This window comes from Saprospiraceae bacterium, from assembly GCA_016712145.1.
Lineage (GTDB): Bacteria > Bacteroidota > Bacteroidia > Chitinophagales > Saprospiraceae > Vicinibacter.
Window position 1 is genome coordinate 2627371 of the sequence record JADJRO010000001.1, and the last position, 17688, is coordinate 2645058.

Below are 17688 nucleotides of genomic sequence, written 5' to 3' on the forward strand. Positions count from 1 at the left end.
CCGAACGAATCTGCAATTAGCGGATAGTTGTCCTAGCGGACATCGAAGAGAAGGAACCGGAACGGTTGGGAAGCAGAATGGGAGGATGAGCAATTGCACAAAGTCCAATTCTTAAAACCACCATCACAATCCAGCGCTTAAAACAAAGAAGGTATATTTCATTATCAGATCAATTGTCTTGTCCCCCAATAAACTGGACTAATTTGATTTTTATATTTAGTCCAGTTTATTGGGGGCTAAGACAGTTCGTACTGCGTGCGCAATGAAAACTTAGTTTTTATAGGCGGCCCTTCTGTCTGTTTATTTTGTTTTATTAAACATGTATCGAGCAATTTTCCATTCTCCGTCTACCTTTTCAAATACAAAAAGTTCTCTATTGGCTTCTGGTGCTTCAACTCCATTTGCAAGTATTTTAACTGATCCTTTTGAACTGGTTACTGCAAAAGCCATGTTTCCTTCTACTTCAATTTCTTCTATAAAAAACTCAATGTTCAATTGAATTTGAGAAAATACAAATTCATAGGATTTTAGAATTCCTTCTGAGCCTATTCCTGATGGTGCCTGTGTTGGCATGAATATTCCATCTTTAGTATAAAGAGATTGAGCTAATTTAGCATCTGAAGTGTTCAATGATTTTTTGTACTCACTTAGAAGTACCTCAATTTTTTGTTTTTCTTCTTTTATCATGATTTCTGTTTTTTCTTTAGTTGTTTCAACTGATTCTTGTTTTTGATTGCATGACACTATTATAGTGGCCGCAAAAAAATATAATGCTAACTGTTTCATATATAAATTAGTTTTGTTTAATCCAATCATTTAAAGAAGTATATTCTTCCGTTGCAATTTCTTTAGCCAATTGAATTTGTGTTTCCGAATTTGGCCCCATATAGCTGTGAGCTTCAAAATAAGCAAGCATTTGTGCTATTTCTCCAGCACCTTGAAAAAAGCTTGAGAATACTTCCATAGGAACTTGATTAAAGCTATATTCCTTCCCATTTGCTTTGAAAGTATCCAAAATATCATTGAAGCTTTTGAGTTCTGTGGCGAGTGATAAATAACTTCCATTTCCAACTTTTTCAGGATTTAAAAATGCACCTGCAACTACTTTCCCTAAGTCGTTGATATCCGACATATGAATTCCTTTTACAGTAGGATTAATAGGAAGTGTCCAACCTAAAGAACCGTCTTGTTGTGTTTGTGCAGCCATTTGTCCTGTTAGGTTTTGGAAATAGAAAGGAGCTTGTACAAATGTGTAGTTTTTGAATCCAGCGTTTTTCACCAGTTCGTCAACCTTTGCTTTAACTGTAAAATGTGGAACATCAAACTTGCCATTACTTATCTTTTCTACATTTGGAAGTGTTGACCATATAAAATGATTTACTCCTGCATCTTTAGCTGCTTGTATTGCTATTTTACCTTGTGCAATTTCGTCAGCGCCTTCCCAAAAATTAGTTACAACGAAAACGCCATGCGCATTTTTAAATGCCTCAGTTAACGATGCTAAGTCTGTAAGGTCAGCTTTTACAACCTCGTCAGCCTTACCACTGTATTTTTCTGGGTTTCTTGTAACTGCTCTGGCCTTGAAAGTGCCATTTTTAACTATTGAATTAATAACCCCTTTACCTTGTGAGCCCGTTGCGCCTATTACGGCAATAATTTTCTTTTCCATTTTCTTTGGCTTTTAAAATTGTTTGTCGATATTGACAAAACAAAGGTACGATGAATGAATTTCCCATGCCTATAAGGTAGTTTAAGAAATGCTCTTAATGTATATTAAGATTTTGCGATTTTTTTTCTAATAGTACTAAGAAACTCAGGGGTTACGCCCAGATAAGAGGCTATTTGCACATTAGAGATGCGATTAAATAAATAAGGATGCCTTTCAAGAAAATCTATATATCGTTCTTCTGCTGTTGAACTAATATTTTGTAAAACTCTTCGCTGAAGACCTACCATCGCATTTTCTGCGAGTACTCTAAAAATTTGATTGAATTTAGGATAATCTGTGTAAAGTTTCAGTTGATCTTCTTTCTTGGCTTGAAGAATAATTGAGTTTTCAATAGCTTCAACATTTAGTTTACTTGGGATATTACTGTGAAAGCTTCCAATATCACCAATCCACCAATTTTCAATAGCGAATTGTAAGTTGTGTTCTTTTCCGTTAGGATCAACCAAATACATTCTGAAACAACCTTCAAGCACATAGGTGATATGTTTGCAAATTTCTCCTTCTTGAAGGATAAATTGTCTTTTTTTTATTCTTCTTTCTTTGAAAACTTTTTCAACAAAAGCAATTTCCTCTTCGTCCAAAGGAAGCATGCGATTGAAATATTCTATTAGAGCTTGTGTGTTCATTTAAATTTGTTGTCAGTAGCCAGTCTAGCTGTTGTCTGCCGTGCTTTTTTAATTGAATTCTATTTTCTCGATTTGATATTTTTCGGGGTTCTTAAAGATAGCCAACATTTTATTTCTGCTTGCAATTGCTTCTTCAGCAGAATAATAATAGTTTAAATCAGAAGTACAGCCTGTTATATTTTTGCATCGAACTGTTACTAAATTATGCCACTCCGAAGTTTTTCTTTAATAACTTGTTCATCCATAGTTATCTTTAGAATATCTGTGTAGAGTATATGATTTATTGTAGAATCTTCTTTTGTCCATTTATGAGAAGTACAATAGTAATACGCGATATTTTTAGAGCTAGTTAATTCCTTACTACAAGCAAATGTAAATAGCGTAAATAATGAAAATAAAGACAAGAGTTTCATACTGCAAGATTTTAAATTTAATACAAGATAATTAAAATAAAGATCAATTGTATTGGATCAAATTATTTTTTATTTATGGCAGGTTGGGGACAGCGGTCGGTGGACGGACGAACGTTTTGGCAGTAAACGCTGCACCGCCAAAGTGATGTCAACCAAAAGTAAAAATTATATATTAAACCACCAAAAAAATTAAGAGTAAAACCTAAAGTTGATAGCGGGGTAGCGTGTAATGCCTGTTAGGGTCACGTGATGCTGTCCCAACAAGTGAAACATTTTAAACCGCCAAAAAAAATCCGCTGCAATTTATTTTTAAAGGCCAAGCAATAACGACATTAATCGAACCACAAAATCAGATTAAAAAAATTCTTGCATCATGTGCGCTAACTCATTTATCCCCGCCACAAAACTTCCCAAATCCCGACTTACTAGATGGATTCTTGAATTTTTGCATCAGCTTTTACAAATATAAACATATCTAAATTGATTGGTTTTTATAGTGATTGTTTCAAATTATTAGCTAAAAATCATAAGAAGGTGTGTAAAACTTTACAAAAAATTGGTTTTTAAACAAAGTTTACCAAATTAAGATAGTTTAGGTTTTTTGAAATAAAACGCTCCCGGTCCTTAATTCTTAATCCCAATTCTTATTTATTCAAGCGGCTAGGCCTATTTTTGCAGCCAATTTTAAAACCACAGTATGGCTTTGTTTCCTCGTTTCGATCGTTTTGAATCCCGTCATATCGGGACTTTGGGTACGGATTTGGCTCCGATGTTGAAAACAGTTGGGGTAAACAGTCTGAATGAATTGATTCAACAGACGGTTCCGGATAAGATTCGACTGAAGGAGGAGCTTAAAACCCCTGAAGCGCTTTCGGAATACGATTATTTGCTGATGCTCAAAGATCTGGCGGATAAAAACAGCTGTACGCGCAATTTTATTGGACAAGGTTACTTCGGTTCGGTGACGCCGAGTGCCATTTTGCGCAATGTATTCCAAAATCCGGGCTGGTACACACAATACACACCCTACCAGGCTGAAATTGCTCAGGGTCGCCTGGAGGCTTTGCTCAATTTTCAAACCATGGTGTCTGACCTAACTGGACTGCCGATTGCAAATGCTTCGCTACTGGATGAAGGAACTGCTGCTGCAGAAGCCATGATGCTTTTTTACCACCAAAAAGAAAAAAAGACCAAGGAGGATTCTGCTAATGTTTTCTTTGTGGATCATAAAGTCTATGATCAAACCTTGGCCGTCCTCCAATCGCGTGCCTGGCCACAAGGCATAAAGATTGTCACCGGCAACTGTCAAACCGATGCCATCCCAAACAACTGCTTTGGAGCATTGATTCAATATCCCGACAAATCAGGTGGCGTTATCAACCATGAAGACTTTATCCAAAAAGCAAAAGCAGCCGGAATATTCGTAGCCATGGCAACGGACTTGCTTGCATTGTGCTTGCTCAAAAGTCCGGGCGAACTGGGTGCCGACATCGCGTTTGGCAATAGCCAACGTTTTGGTGTGCCCATGGGCTATGGCGGCCCGCATGCCGCTTTTTTTGCAACGAAAGAAGACTTTAAACGGGATATTCCGGGAAGAATTATCGGAGTTTCTATTGATGTCCATGGTAATCGTGCCTTGCGCATGGCACTCCAAACACGTGAGCAGCACATCCGGCGCGAAAAAGCAACTTCAAATATTTGCACTGCACAAGCGCTCTTGGCCATCATGGCTTCCATGTATGCTGTGTATCATGGTCCGATTGGTTTAAAAGCAATTGCACGTCGGGTACACGATATGTCTTGTGCCTTGTCACAAGCCTTACAAGCCATGGGATGTAAGGTGTCAAACGAACATTTCTTTGATTTGATTTCCATTGAAGCGGATCAGAACACACAAAGTAAAATCAAGGCCGTTGCTGAAAAATATCAGTGCAATTTTTGGTACGCAAACAACGCAATCCAAATCAATTTGGATGAGTCCAGTACTGAAGAAGATCTATTAACGATTATAAATATTATTGCAGAGGCTACACAAAAAACGGCTGCTGCACTATCCGTTTCACCGCAAGTAAAATTGCCCCTGGCTTTGGTGCGCCAATCAGAATATCTTACGCATCCGATCTTCAACATGCATCATACGGAGTCTTCCTTGATGCGTTACATTAAGAGTTTAGAAAACAAAGATCTTTCCTTGGTGCATTCCATGATCTCTTTAGGTTCGTGTACTATGAAGTTGAATGCCGCAACGGAATTAATTCCAGTGAGCTGGCCTCAATTTGCAAACATCCATCCGTTTGCTCCAGCATCGCAAACATCCGGCTACATCCAAATGGCTAAAGAACTGGAAGCTTATCTCTGCAACATTACAGGTTTTACTGCTTGTTCCTTACAACCGAATTCTGGTGCACAAGGTGAGTTCGCAGGTTTATTGGCAATTCGCGGATACCATGAATCGCGCGGAGATCATCATCGCACCATTGCAATCATTCCTTCTTCAGCGCACGGTACCAATCCGGCAAGTGCAGTCATCGCTGGCTATGATGTGGTGGTAACTCCTTGCGACGAACAAGGAAACATCATCGTTTCTGAATTGAAAGCAAAAGCAGAAGAACACAAATCAAATCTTGCCTGTTTGATGGTGACCTATCCATCAACGCACGGTGTGTTTGAAACTTCTATACAAGATATTTGTCAAATTATTCATGACAATGGGGGCATGGTGTATATGGACGGTGCCAATATGAATGCGCAGGTAGGATTAACCAGTCCGGCTCGGATTGGTGCGGATGTTTGTCATTTAAATTTGCATAAAACATTTGCAATTCCACATGGTGGCGGTGGTCCGGGGGTTGGTCCGATTTGTGTAAACGATCATCTGAAACCTTTCTTGCCATCACATCCTTACTTAAATGTAAATCCGGAAAAAGGTGCAACGCCACCGGTTTCAGCTGCGCCCTATGGCAGTGCCAGTATTTTATTAATTTCCTATGCATACATTCGAATGTTAGGTCCCGATGGAATGAAATCAGCAACTTCTCATGCGATATTAAATGCAAATTACATGGCGACTCGTTTGGGAGAAAAATTTAAGGTATTGTACACGGGCGAAATGGGTCGGGTTGCGCATGAATTGATTTTAGATCTTCGTCCGTTTAAAAGTATCGGGGTCAGCGCTGAAGATGTTGCCAAACGCTTGATGGATTATGGTTTTCATGCACCTACTTTATCGTTTCCAGTCGCGGGTACCATTATGATCGAACCAACAGAATCTGAAAATCAGGATGAACTGGATCGTTTTTGTGATGCTTTGTTACAGATCCATGAAGAAATCCAAGAGGTCGCTTTGGGGAACTATCCGGCTGAAAATAATGTTTTATCTAACGCGCCTCATACAGCCGCTGTCATTACTTCAGATGTGTGGGAACGGCCATATTCTCGTGAAAAAGCAGCCTATCCATTGGCTTATTTGAAACATGGGTCAAAATTTTGGCCGAGTGTGGGTCGTGTAAACAATGCCTTTGGAGATCGCAATTTAGTTTGTACTTGTCCGCCCATGGAAAGTTATATGTAAGCTTGTCATGATTCCCCGTTATATCTTCGCAGTATGATTGTTGTAACGGGTGCTTCCGGATTTATTGGTTCGTGTTTGGTTTCTTATCTAAACCAAAAAGGGTTTCAAGATATAATAGCTGTCGATGCCATTTATAAAAAGGATCATCCCAATTTAGTAAATAAAAACATTCATTCGTTTCTGGATCGAACTCAATTTATCGCCTGGTTGGAAAAAAATCATTCGGACATTGATTTTATATTTCACATCGGAGCTCGCACCGATACTACGGAAATGGATGTGCAAATATTTGAAGAATTAAATATTTCATACTCCAAAAATTTATGGAATCTTGCTGCGCAACATGATATTCCATTTTTATATGCATCGAGTGCAGCTACTTATGGGAATGGTGTTTTAGGATATTCGGATGATGAATCGCTGATTCCAAGCCTTCAACCTTTGAATCCATATGGTCAGTCCAAACAAATTTTTGATGAATGGGTTTTGTTGCAAAAACAACATCCTTCGCAATGGGCTGGATTTAAATTTTTTAATGTATTTGGTCCGAATGAATATCATAAGGGGCGAATGGCTTCTGTGATATTTCATGCTTACAATCAAATTCAGGAGAAGGGATGCGTGCGTTTATTTAAATCGAATGATGCACAGATCAAAGACGGTGAACAGAAACGGGATTTTATTTTCATTCGTGATTTATTAGATGTACTGTTTTTCTTTTTTGAAAATCCGCGCCCAAATGGAATTTACAATCTTGGCAGTGGACAAGCAAACAGTTTTATAGATCTGGTCCAACATACGTTTGAGGCTTTGGAAAAGCATCCGATCATTGAATTTATTCCAATGCCCGAAGACTTGATTAAGACCTACCAAAATTATACTTGTGCGGATATGAGGAAATTGCATTCTATTTCATATAATACGCCGATGTTGCCATTTAAAGATGCGATTCAGGATTATGTTAGTAATTATTTGGTACATGGCGAGTATTACTGAAAGGCGGATAGGCTGAAGGCTAGAGGCTAGAGACCAGAGGCTGGAACTGAATGATTTAGCTTATCAGCTTCTTTTTATTGACTTCTGACTGGTGACTCCTGAATTGCGGCTGCATGGCTGATAGGAGAAGAATCTTAACAGCTTCTTCATTGACTCCTGACCGCTGATTACTAATTCCTGACTCCTGTTTGGTCCAACAGCCATTCAGCCTCAATCCTCTAGCCTCTGGCCTCTAGCCTACAGCCTCTAGCCTATAAGCTTCTTCTCTACAGACAACAGACTTCCCTCCTTTCCAATAATAATTCTAATTTTACCATTCAAACAATATACAATGGATTCTAATCAGACGAAGCCAACGAATTATGGTGCTTTAAGTATTTTAATTACTGTATTTTTCTTTTGGGGATTTATTGCTTCGGGCAATGGTGTATTCATTCCATTTTGTAAAAATTATTTTCAATTGGACCAGTTTCAAAGTCAGTTGGTTGATTTTGCATTTTATGGAGCATATTATATTGGTGCTTTGGCATTGTTTGTATTTGGAGCACTTAAACGTCGCGACATTGTTTCGAATTGGGGATATAAAAAAAGTATCGTGTATGGATTGTTGTTTTCATTGCTTGGAGCAATCGCTATGATTGTTTCTGTTAATGTAGGGACCCCTGAAAATGGATTTAGTTTTTTTCTTATTTCGTTTTTTATTTTGGCTTTAGGATTTTCATTGCAACAAACTGCCGCCAATCCTTTTGCAATCTCCTTAGGAGATCCCGCTACCGGTTCACACAGAGTGAATTTTGGAGGAGGAGTTAATTCATTTGGAACAGCCATTGGACCCATCGTAGTTGCATTGGCATTGTTTGGTGCAACGCATTATGATGACAGCGCCATTCAATCTTTAAGTTTGAATCGGGTTACCTTTTTATATATCGGTGTTGGATTTTTATTTTTATTTGCTGCAGCACTGTTCTATTTTTCAAAGAAAGTTCCGGATAGTATTAATTCGGCTATGATTGAACCGGAGAATAAAGCGATTTGGACCATGGTATTAATTACCATCGGATTGATCGCCTGCTTTATTCCTGTTTTTAATAGCTACCGAAATATGACAGATGGTTTATCCGAAAGTGCTTTACAAGATTTGGAGTGGACGCGCATGAAATGGTTGCTATCGGCGCTACTGGTTTTGATAGCAGGTTTAGTATATGTTCATTTTAGTTCGAAAAAAAATACAGCTTCCTGGGGTGCTTTGCAATTTCCACAAATCCAATTGGGCATGTTTGCAATTTTTGTTTATGTAGGTGTTGAAGTTACCATTCAAAGTAACATGGGTGAATTGCTCAAAAGCGTTGAATATGGAAGTTTACAAACGTCCGCAATTCCACCTTACATTTCAATGTTCTGGGGAAGTTTGATGATCGGGCGATGGACCGGTGCCATTCCTGTTTTTAAGTTGGAAGCAAAGTTGAAAAAAATAATGATGCTTGTGATTCCGATTCTAGCATTTGCAGTTGTGATTTTAGTGAATACCATCGCTGCAAGAGATATGAGTCCACTTTACAATTACATTGCCTGTGTGGCAGTTTTAATCGCAGCTTTTTTTGTAGCAGGCGATAAACCGGTTTATACCTTAATGTTGTTTGCCAGCTTGGCGATGTTGGCCATGATCATTGGACTCATGACCCAAGGCACGATTTCAATTTACGCTTTTTTAAGTGGAGGTTTGTATTGCTCTGTAATGTGGCCATGTATTTTTTCATTATCCATAGCGGGCCTTGGAAAATATGAGAGCCAGGGTGCTGCTTTTCTAATTATGATGATCTTGGGTGGAGGGATCATTCCCCCCATTCAGGGAAAATTGGCGGATTTATCCAGTATTGGCATTCATCAATCCTATTGGATTACAGTAGCATGTTTTGGCTACCTGGCTTTTTTCGCCTGGCGTGTTAAATCGATCTTGCTTAAGCAGGGGATTGATTATGACAAACAGATAGCAGGCGGTCATTAAGGGGATCCGTAAATAGCTATTTTCTTCTACCTTTGGGCTCTTTCCGAATGCGCTATGCCCGATATTATTCATTTACTTAAAGATCACATTGTAAACCAGATTGCGGCCGGTGAAGTCATCCAGCGTCCGGCTTCCGTTGTGAAGGAGTTGATGGATAATGCGATAGATTCTGGAGCAACAGACATCAAATTATTTATTCGCGAAGCAGGAAAAGTACTGATTCAAATCAACGACAACGGCTGTGGAATGTCGCCAACCGATGCACGCATGTCATTTGAACGTCATGCAACTTCTAAAATAAATACTGCGGAAGATTTATTTCACATTCAAAGCAAAGGATTTCGGGGAGAAGCGCTTGCATCCATTGCAGCGGTTGCTCAAGTGGAATTGCGAACCAAACCGGCAGCAGATGCAACTGGTACCAAAATATTAATTTCTGATTCTAAAATAAAGTCCCTGGAACCTTGTGCTTGTCCGACGGGTACACAAATTCAGGTGCGAAATTTATTTTACAATCTTCCTGCAAGACGCAAGTTTTTAAAAAACGATAGCATTGAGTCACGTCATATTCACGAAGAATTTATTTATCAGGCGATTTCATATCCGGAATTATCCTTTAGTTTTTTTAACAACGATCAATTGGTTTATCAATTGGCCGCAGGAAGTTTAAAGCAACGCATTCTAGGCATTTATGGAAAAAAATATCAGGATTTTTTAATACCGGTTTCTCCGCAAACCGATGTTGTAGAAATCAGTGGATTTATTGGTAAACCTGAATTATCCAAAAAGGCAAAGGGTGAACAAATCCTGTTTGTAAACCGACGCTTTATTCGAAGTGCTTATTTACAACATGCAGTGAAAGCAGCTTTTGAAAATATTATTCCAGCTGAAAATTTACCTTTTTATATTCTGTTTTTAAATATTGATCCTACTCAAATTGATATCAATGTCCACCCCACCAAACATGAAATTAAATTTGAAGACGAGCGTCTGATTTATCAGTTTTTAAAAGCGGCAGTCCGATTTAGTCTGGCACAACATTCCCTCACACCACAAATTGATTTTGATTCTTCTGATGTGGGCATTCGCAAGATTATGGATGGTCCGGATTTTGGATTTGGTAACAGAAGTCCAATGCAAAGCAGCAGCAGCTATGCTTCATGGGAACAATTGAGTCCGCAAGGAAATCTTTCTGGTATTTCACAGGACAATTATTCTTCGGAAATAAACAAGGATCTATCGTTTAGTACGATGGTTCAACCAAGTGCAGAAGATGTTCCGGAATCGATTAAAATTGTACAGTTTCATGCTTGTTATTTATTAGTACAATTGAAATCAGGAATAAGTATCATCGATCAGCAATTAGCACATGAGCGTGTGCTGTATGAATACTACAAATTGCTTTTAAAGTCTGAAAATCGGCAAACGCAAGGCTTGCTTTTTCCACAGAATCTTCATTTGAGTACGGTTGATGCACAGCAATTAAAAGAATTACTTCCTTATTTGCAGAAATTGGGATTTGACATGGAAGATTTTGGATCCGATTCTTTTGTGATACATGGCATTCCTGCATTGCTTGAAGGAAAATACAACGAGCACGAATTGATTCTAACGATATTAAATCAGTATAAAGCCAATCTGGAGTTTGAATTGGCATTGGAGGAAAATATTGCGCGCTCCATGGCAATCAGCAGCTCTATTAAGCGTGGAAAAAATTTGTCACAGGAGGAAATGCAAGCTCTGGTGGAACAATTGTTTTTGTGTGAAATACCGTATGCCAGTCCGTCGGGTAAAAAATGTATTTTTCATTTAAGTCTGGAGGAATTGTTTAAAAAATTCAGGTAAGTTTTACAATGGATATGGGAAGAAATGCCACGAATACACGAATTAAAGACGAATTATTAAATTATACTTCGAATCTTCATTCGTGCATTCATTCGTGCATTCGTGGCAACTCTTCGCATTCGTGGCGATAAAAAATAATTAGCTTTGCATTAATTAATGCGCATACTCGCCAACATATCTTCTTACCTGTTTCACCCATTGCTGGTTTTGTTTTATTCCTTATTTTTATTATTATGTCTGAATCCACATTTGTTTGGATCCATGCATTGGAGTGAACAAAGCTTGTTGTTGATTTTATTATTTATTTATACCTGTTTTGTACCTGCAATCGGTTTTGCCTTGCTTCGGTTTACCGGATTTATCCAAAGTTTTGAAATGCGGGAGCGTACGGATCGTTTTGGTCCATTGATTATATGTGCCGTGTTTTATCTTTGGATGTATGTCAATCTAAAATCCCAGGGGCAAATTCCCAAATTGATGATCTGCTTTATGTTGGCTTCGATTATTTCCATTTTTATGGCATTCGCTATTAATACTAAATTCAAAATCAGTTTACACAGCATCGCCTTCGGTGCATTTATTGCTTTTTGGGTTTTACTTCGCTTTAATCATTCAGATGCTTCGCTGCTTAATTTTAGATTTCTAAAAAGCGGTTTGTCCGCTTTTAATGTCAATCATTTGATAGCAGTTTCTTGTGTGGTCGGAGGCTGGATCGGTACGTGTCGCCTCTATCTAAATGCACATTCCGCAGAAGAAATTTATTTAGGTTATTTCGTTGGGATAATTTCTTCTATATTGGCCTTTACATACATTTTTTAATCATGAATGCAACCATACAAACCATAGAAAATGCCTGGGAAGACCGGAGTCTTTTAAGCGATCCTTTAGTAAAAGCGGCTATTCACCAGGTTATTGCCATGCTTGATACTGGAAAGCTTCGGGTGGCGGAAAAGAAAGGAGAAGAATGGATTGTCAACGAATGGATTAAAAAAGCCATTTTGCTTTATTTTCCTATTTCTGAAAATAAAGTGATCATGGCCGGCGATTTGGAGTTTTATGATAAGATCATGCCTAAACGGGAATTTGAAAAACTTGGGATTCGTGCTTTGCCAGGAGCAATTACCCGGTATGGCTCATTTATCGAACCCGGGGTCATCTTGATGCCAAGTTTTGTCAACATTGGAGCTTATGTGGGGTCCGGAACCATGGTTGACACCTGGGCTACGGTTGGTTCTTGTGCCCAAATCGGCAAAAATGTGCATTTGGCTGGCGGAGTCGGAATTGGAGGCGTATTGGAACCCCCACAGGCTAAACCAAATATTATTGAAGACAATGCATTTATTGGCTCTCGTTGCATTATCGTTGAAGGAGCCCATATCGGCTCAGAAGCCGTTTTGGGTGCCAACGTGGTAATCACCGGATCTACCCATATAATTGACATAACTGGTTCAGAACCAGTAAAATATAAAGGCTATGTGCCTCCAAGGGCTGTGGTGATTCCGGGTTCTTATACCAAGGAGTATCCGGCAGGCAATTACCAGGTTCCCTGTGCCTTAATTATTGGACAACGCAAAGAATCTACCGATAAGAAAGTTAGCTTGAATAGTGCCCTTCGCGATTTTGATGTATCCGGCTAAACCCGGGAGGCTTATTAGTTGTTCTTGCTATTGTCTGAGTGCCTGATTTCAAAACGTTAAATAATTCAATTTTGAAATTATTTAGACCTAATTTGCGTTTTATATAATTTATGCTTCGTTATGCTATGGAATGAAAATTACTACGATCAGCTCATTTTAAAAATTGATCAGTTTACCCGGAAATTTTATATCAATCAATTGATCCGGGGTGCCCTGTATTTTACCGGATTGCTTACCCTGGTATTTCTGGCTTACAACCTGCTGGAAAATCAATTTTATTTTAGTAAATCGGTCCGAACGGTTTTAAGTTTTTCATACCTCGGATTGTTTGGATTTAGCTTGTGGTATTGGATCGTTACGCCACTGATGCATTATTTCCAATTGGGTAAATTGATTTCACACGAAGAAGCTGCAAAAATTATAGGTACGCATTTTTCTGATGTCGAGGATAAATTATTAAATGTACTTCAGCTTAAATCACAATCGGTTAATTATTCGGATCGGAGTTTGATTGAAGCAAGCATTCAACAAAAATCAGTTGAGTTAAATCCCATTCCGTTTGTTCAGGCAATTGACTTGCAAAAAAACCGCAAATACATCCAATATGCAATCGCTCCATTATTAATATTATTTTCTTTGCTGGTGTGGGCTCCCGGAATGATACAAAAACCTACACAGCGATTAATTCAAATCAATAAGGATTTTGAAAAGGAAGCACCCTTTCATTTCAAATTGGAATCGGAAGAATTACATGTCGAACAAAACGGCACGTTTGAATTAAAAATAAAAATTGATGGAAGTACAACGCCCGCTGAAGCTTATATTGATGTAGATCATTTCCAATATCGTTTAAAGAAAGATCGTCCGGATGAATTTAGCTATACGTTTAGCAATGTTCAGAAAGATCTTCCTTTTAAATTGTTTGCGGGCACTATCGTTTCGCCGGAATATACTTTGAAAGTAATCATGAAACCGGTGATCCAATCGTTTCAAGTGCACTTGGAATATCCAGCTTATATTGGAAAGAAAAATGAAATTCTGGAAAACACAGGCGATCTAATTATACCTGTTGGCACAAAAATTCGATGGAATTTTAATATGGCTTATACTGATCATCTGTATTTTAAATCCAGTGAAGATAAATCACAACTTGAGATTTCACGCCAGGGTGAACACGATTTTCAATTTTCTAAAAAAGTACTGAAAGATCAATCGTATTCACTTTATCTGCAAAACAATCAACTTAAAAATACCGATTCAGTAAATTATCAGATCAGTATAATTCCTGATCAGTTTCCTCAAATTCAAGTCGAACAATTTGAAGACAGTACCGATTGGAAAGTTCGTTATTATAGCGGAGATTTTTCAGATGATTATGGAATTCGCAATTTGAATTTTAACTATTCCATTAAGAAAAAAGACGGAACGGAAACAGCGCTTCAAACAAAAGCGGTTCAAGCTACCATTAATAAAGCAAGCGGTAGTTTTAATTATGTTTTTGATGCAAGTCAATTTGAATTAGCACCCGGAGAATCCATCCATTATTATTTTGAAGTTTGGGATAATGACGGAATCAATGGCAGTAAATCATCCAGAAGTCAATTTTTAGAATACAAGGAAGCTTCTGACGAAGAATTGGCACAGAAGGAAGAAATCAACAATGAAGCCATTAAAGACAATTTGGAAGATGCGGTTAAACAATCTAAAAAATTATTAGAAAAATTAGGAGACTACAAAGATAAACTTCGGCAAAAGAAAAGTCTGGATTGGCAAACCAAGAAAGACCTTGAGAAAATGACCGAGCAGCAGAAAAAATTGCAGGAACAATTCGAAGAAGCAAAAAAGAAGCTGGAAGAAAATTTAAAGAAACAACGCAATGCGGATGAGAATTTACAGGAGAAGCAAGAGCAATTGCAAAAACTGTTTAATGAAACCGGCAATGATGAGATTAAAAAACTCATGGAGCAAATTCAAAGTTTAATGAATGAGCTCAATAAAGATCAGGCGATTCAAATGTCTGAGCAATTTGAAAAACAAAATACAGATCTAACCAAAGAAATGGATCGACTGCTTCAATTATTTAAACAATTGGAAGTTGAGAAAAATCTGAAAGATCAGATCAATGAATTAAATAAACTTGCTGAGAAGCAAGAGCAATTGGCAGAGAAGACAGAAAAAAAATCTGAAGATCAGGAGTCATTGAAAAACAAACAAGATTCCATCAATAAGAAATTTGATGAACTTGCTAAAAAGCAAGAGGAGATCAAAAAGAAAAACGAGGAATTAAAGGCACCTCGTAAACTGGAAGACCAAAAAGAGCAATCAAAGGATATTAAAAATGATTTGAACGATTCAAAAAATGAATTGAGTAAATCCAATAACAGCGGTGCATCCAAAAAACAAAAACAAGCTTCAGATAAAATGAAGGAGATGGCCAGTAAAATGGAGGGAGAGATGCAAGAATCAGATCAGGAGCAAGCAGAAGAAGATGCGCGCATGTTAAGACAGTTACTTGAAAACTTAGTGGGACTGTCTTTTGATCAGGAACAGGTGACTAATGAAATGGCCAATTTAAATCCGCAAACACCGCATTACCTGACTTTATTACAAGATCAGTTTAAGATTAAGGATAATTTTAAAATTGTTCAGGATACACTTGAAGTGCTTAGCCAACGGATAGTTGATATTCAATCCTTTGTTATGGAAAAGATCAGCGAGATCAATGAGAACTTTAAAAAGGGCATTGATTTATTGGAAGAGCGAAGAAGTGGTGAAGCTTCTAACAATCAACGGCGGATTATGAAAAATCTGAATGATCTGGCGGTAATGCTCTCTGAATCATTGGATGAAAAACAAAAGGAATGCAACAGTTCCTGCGATAAACCCGGAAAGAAAGCATGCAAGAAACCCGGAAATAAAAGCGGCAAGAGTGGTAAGAAAGGCAAAGTCCCATCCGATAAAATAACGGAAGGTCAGAAAAACATGCAGAAAGGGATGCAGGAACAAATGCAAAAAATGCAGAATGGAAAATCAGGTACTGCTCAGGAATTTGCAGAGTTGGCTGCCAAGCAAGCAAAGCTGAAGAAGCTATTGCAAGAACAGGAAGATCAGAAAAAGCAAAATGGTGGCGGGACCAAGCAGGCCCAGGAAATTTTAGATGAAATGGAGAAAATGGAAAAGCAATTGGTCAACAAGCAGCTGAACAATGATATGCTGCGCAGACAACAGGAAATCACAACCCGATTGCTTGAAGCGGATCGCGCAGAACGTGAGCGTGACTGGGACGAAAAAAGAAAATCTGAAACTGGTACGAATATTGTGCGTAAAATGCCAGCTGCCCTTGAAGAATATTTAAAACAAAGGCAGGCTGAAACAGAATGGTTCAAACAAGTTTCACCGGATTTAAAACCTTTTTACAAGAAACTGGTCGAGCAGTATTATCAAAATCTCAAAAAGCAGGGATGATTAAAATTTCTTCTGTACCGGATAACATTGCCAAAATAGAAGAATACCTGGAACAGATATTCAAGGAATATCAATTGGATCATACCTTATACCCAAATGTATTGGTATCCATTACAGAAGCTGTTAATAATGCGATTTTACACGGAAATCAATCCGATGCACGGAAGTTTGTTTGTGTAAAAACAACGCGTCAGCGAAAACACATTTGTTTTCGAATTTCTGATGAAGGGAAAGGATTTGATCCTGCCGCTATTCCAGATCCGACGCTTCCTGAAAATATTGAAACCTGCGGCGGACGAGGTGTTTTCTTAATGCAAAAATTATCGGATCGCGTTGTTTTTTCTGACAATGGGCGTACGGTAGAAATTAAGTTTATCGTTTAAGGAAGCTCGCCAAACAAATTTTACGGAGTAATCCAATTTTATTTTAAAGCACACCCTGGTAAATTCCGTGTTTAACGACTCGTTGTAAAATTTACCCGTTCTAAATTAGTCTTCATTCGCAGATCTGCAGAAGCTTTATACCTTTGTTTGAAGAACGTATGAAGGCTAAGATAGCATTTGAATATCAAGTAGATCCCTTTGAGTTTAATTCTCGAAAAGTAAGGCAATGGATTGAAAAAACAATCCAGCAGTATGATAAGAAAGCCGATACGATCACGATCATCTTTTGCAATGATACATTTCTTTTAGATTTAAATAAGAAATACCTGCAACATGATTATTATACGGACATCATTAGTTTTCCATTCAGTGCTGAACCGATCTCAGGTGAATTGTATATCAGCATCGATCGGGTACGAGACAATGCAAAGAAATTTAAAGAAGATGAAACCTTAGAATTGCTAAGAGTCATCATCCATGGGATTTTGCATTTTATAGGTTTTAAAGATAAATCTGAAGTAGATAAATCCGCAATGCGAGATGCGGAAGACCAGGCCCTAACATGTTACAAGAATGAATTTTTAAAACAGGATCATTATTTTGATCAAGTCTATGATTTGGTTCGTTTAATCCCAAAAGGTCGTGTATGCAATTATGGAGCCATTGCGAATTATCTTTCATTAGGTTCAGCACGAATGGTAGGTTGGGCGCTGAATCAATTAAAAGGCGATGTTCATGATATCCCGGCACATCGTGTGGTTAATGTGAAGGGTGAATTAAGTGGCCGCCTGATGTTTGGGGAAGCCGGAAAACGCATGGCTCGTTTACTTCGCGCAGAAGGAGTTCCGGTTAAAGATGATAAGGTGCAGCATTTAGAAAAGTATTTTTGGGACCCTGAGGGGGAGGTCAATTAGTAATTACGAATTACGGATTACGAATTATGGGAGGGGAGCGGACATCCCGCGTACTCGCGGGAAGAATTGTGGGAGGGGGAGGTCAATTAGTAATTACGAATTAC

12 protein-coding genes are annotated in these 17688 nt (G+C 38.2%); 9 read left to right on the forward strand and 3 right to left on the reverse strand.

Annotated features, from left to right (window positions below; genetic code table 11):
- Positions 1 to 300: 300 nt before the first annotated feature.
- From IPK91_10765 to IPK91_10775, 3 genes are all read right to left on the reverse strand, one after another.
- Complete coding sequence (locus IPK91_10765; protein MBK8297737.1) at positions 301 to 786, reverse strand: SgcJ/EcaC family oxidoreductase; 486 nt, start codon at positions 784 to 786, stop codon at positions 301 to 303.
- 7 nt (positions 787 to 793) lie between these two features.
- Positions 794 to 1669, reverse strand: a complete 876-nt coding sequence (locus IPK91_10770) for an NmrA/HSCARG family protein (protein MBK8297738.1) — start codon at positions 1667 to 1669, stop codon at positions 794 to 796.
- A 104-nt stretch (positions 1670 to 1773) separates the two neighbouring features.
- On the reverse strand, positions 1774 to 2355 hold the full coding sequence (locus tag IPK91_10775; protein ID MBK8297739.1) for a Crp/Fnr family transcriptional regulator: 582 nt from the start codon (positions 2353 to 2355) through the stop codon (positions 1774 to 1776).
- A 1110-nt stretch (positions 2356 to 3465) separates the two neighbouring features.
- On the opposite strand from IPK91_10775, the gene gcvP reads away from it, so the two are divergent.
- From gcvP to ybeY, 9 genes are all read left to right on the forward strand, one after another.
- Positions 3466 to 6339, forward strand: a complete 2874-nt coding sequence (gene gcvP / locus IPK91_10780) for an aminomethyl-transferring glycine dehydrogenase (GenBank protein MBK8297740.1) — start codon at positions 3466 to 3468, stop codon at positions 6337 to 6339.
- A 33-nt stretch (positions 6340 to 6372) separates the two neighbouring features.
- A complete protein-coding gene (gene rfaD, locus IPK91_10785; GenBank protein ID MBK8297741.1) occupies positions 6373 to 7335 on the forward strand; it encodes an ADP-glyceromanno-heptose 6-epimerase in 963 nt (320 codons plus the stop codon).
- A gap of 331 nt (positions 7336 to 7666) precedes the next feature.
- Complete coding sequence (locus IPK91_10790) at positions 7667 to 9340, forward strand: MFS transporter (GenBank protein ID MBK8297742.1); 1674 nt, start codon at positions 7667 to 7669, stop codon at positions 9338 to 9340.
- 54 nt (positions 9341 to 9394) lie between these two features.
- Positions 9395 to 11185, forward strand: coding sequence for a DNA mismatch repair endonuclease MutL (mutL, locus tag IPK91_10795; GenBank protein MBK8297743.1), 1791 nt, complete (start codon positions 9395 to 9397; stop codon positions 11183 to 11185).
- Positions 11186 to 11341: 156 nt separating this feature from the next.
- Positions 11342 to 12004 (forward strand): hypothetical protein, encoded by a 663-nt coding sequence (locus tag IPK91_10800; protein ID MBK8297744.1) that lies wholly within the window; start codon positions 11342 to 11344, stop codon positions 12002 to 12004.
- A gap of 2 nt (positions 12005 to 12006) precedes the next feature.
- On the forward strand, positions 12007 to 12822 hold the full coding sequence (locus IPK91_10805) for a 2,3,4,5-tetrahydropyridine-2,6-dicarboxylate N-succinyltransferase (protein MBK8297745.1): 816 nt from the start codon (positions 12007 to 12009) through the stop codon (positions 12820 to 12822).
- Positions 12823 to 12942: 120 nt separating this feature from the next.
- Complete coding sequence (locus IPK91_10810) at positions 12943 to 16287, forward strand: DUF4175 domain-containing protein (GenBank protein ID MBK8297746.1); 3345 nt, start codon at positions 12943 to 12945, stop codon at positions 16285 to 16287.
- Complete coding sequence (locus IPK91_10815) at positions 16284 to 16670, forward strand: ATP-binding protein (protein MBK8297747.1); 387 nt, start codon at positions 16284 to 16286, stop codon at positions 16668 to 16670. Before IPK91_10810 ends, IPK91_10815 begins: the two co-directional genes overlap by 4 nt.
- A gap of 158 nt (positions 16671 to 16828) precedes the next feature.
- Positions 16829 to 17584: an rRNA maturation RNase YbeY gene (ybeY, locus tag IPK91_10820; GenBank protein MBK8297748.1), complete on the forward strand. Its 756-nt coding sequence runs from the start codon at positions 16829 to 16831 to the stop codon at positions 17582 to 17584.
- Positions 17585 to 17688: the final 104 nt, after the last annotated feature.

Bases quoted from the DNA above. Each gene is read 5' to 3' on its own strand.
- IPK91_10790 (MBK8297742.1), top strand. From the start codon at position 7,667: ATGGATTCTAATCAGACGAAGCCAACGAATTATGGTGCTTTAAGTATT.
- IPK91_10810 (MBK8297746.1), top strand. From the start codon at position 12,943: ATGCTATGGAATGAAAATTACTACGATCAGCTCATTTTAAAAATTGAT.
- IPK91_10800 (MBK8297744.1), top strand. From the start codon at position 11,342: ATGCGCATACTCGCCAACATATCTTCTTACCTGTTTCACCCATTGCTG.
- IPK91_10805 (MBK8297745.1), top strand. From the start codon at position 12,007: ATGAATGCAACCATACAAACCATAGAAAATGCCTGGGAAGACCGGAGT.
- IPK91_10770 (MBK8297738.1), bottom strand. From the start codon at position 1,669: ATGGAAAAGAAAATTATTGCCGTAATAGGCGCAACGGGCTCACAAGGT.
- rfaD (MBK8297741.1), top strand. From the start codon at position 6,373: ATGATTGTTGTAACGGGTGCTTCCGGATTTATTGGTTCGTGTTTGGTT.
- ybeY (MBK8297748.1), top strand. From the start codon at position 16,829: ATGAAGGCTAAGATAGCATTTGAATATCAAGTAGATCCCTTTGAGTTT.
- IPK91_10815 (MBK8297747.1), top strand. From the start codon at position 16,284: ATGATTAAAATTTCTTCTGTACCGGATAACATTGCCAAAATAGAAGAA.
- IPK91_10775 (MBK8297739.1), bottom strand. From the start codon at position 2,355: ATGAACACACAAGCTCTAATAGAATATTTCAATCGCATGCTTCCTTTG.
- gcvP (MBK8297740.1), top strand. From the start codon at position 3,466: ATGGCTTTGTTTCCTCGTTTCGATCGTTTTGAATCCCGTCATATCGGG.
- IPK91_10765 (MBK8297737.1), bottom strand. From the start codon at position 786: ATGAAACAGTTAGCATTATATTTTTTTGCGGCCACTATAATAGTGTCA.
- mutL (MBK8297743.1), top strand. From the start codon at position 9,395: ATGCCCGATATTATTCATTTACTTAAAGATCACATTGTAAACCAGATT.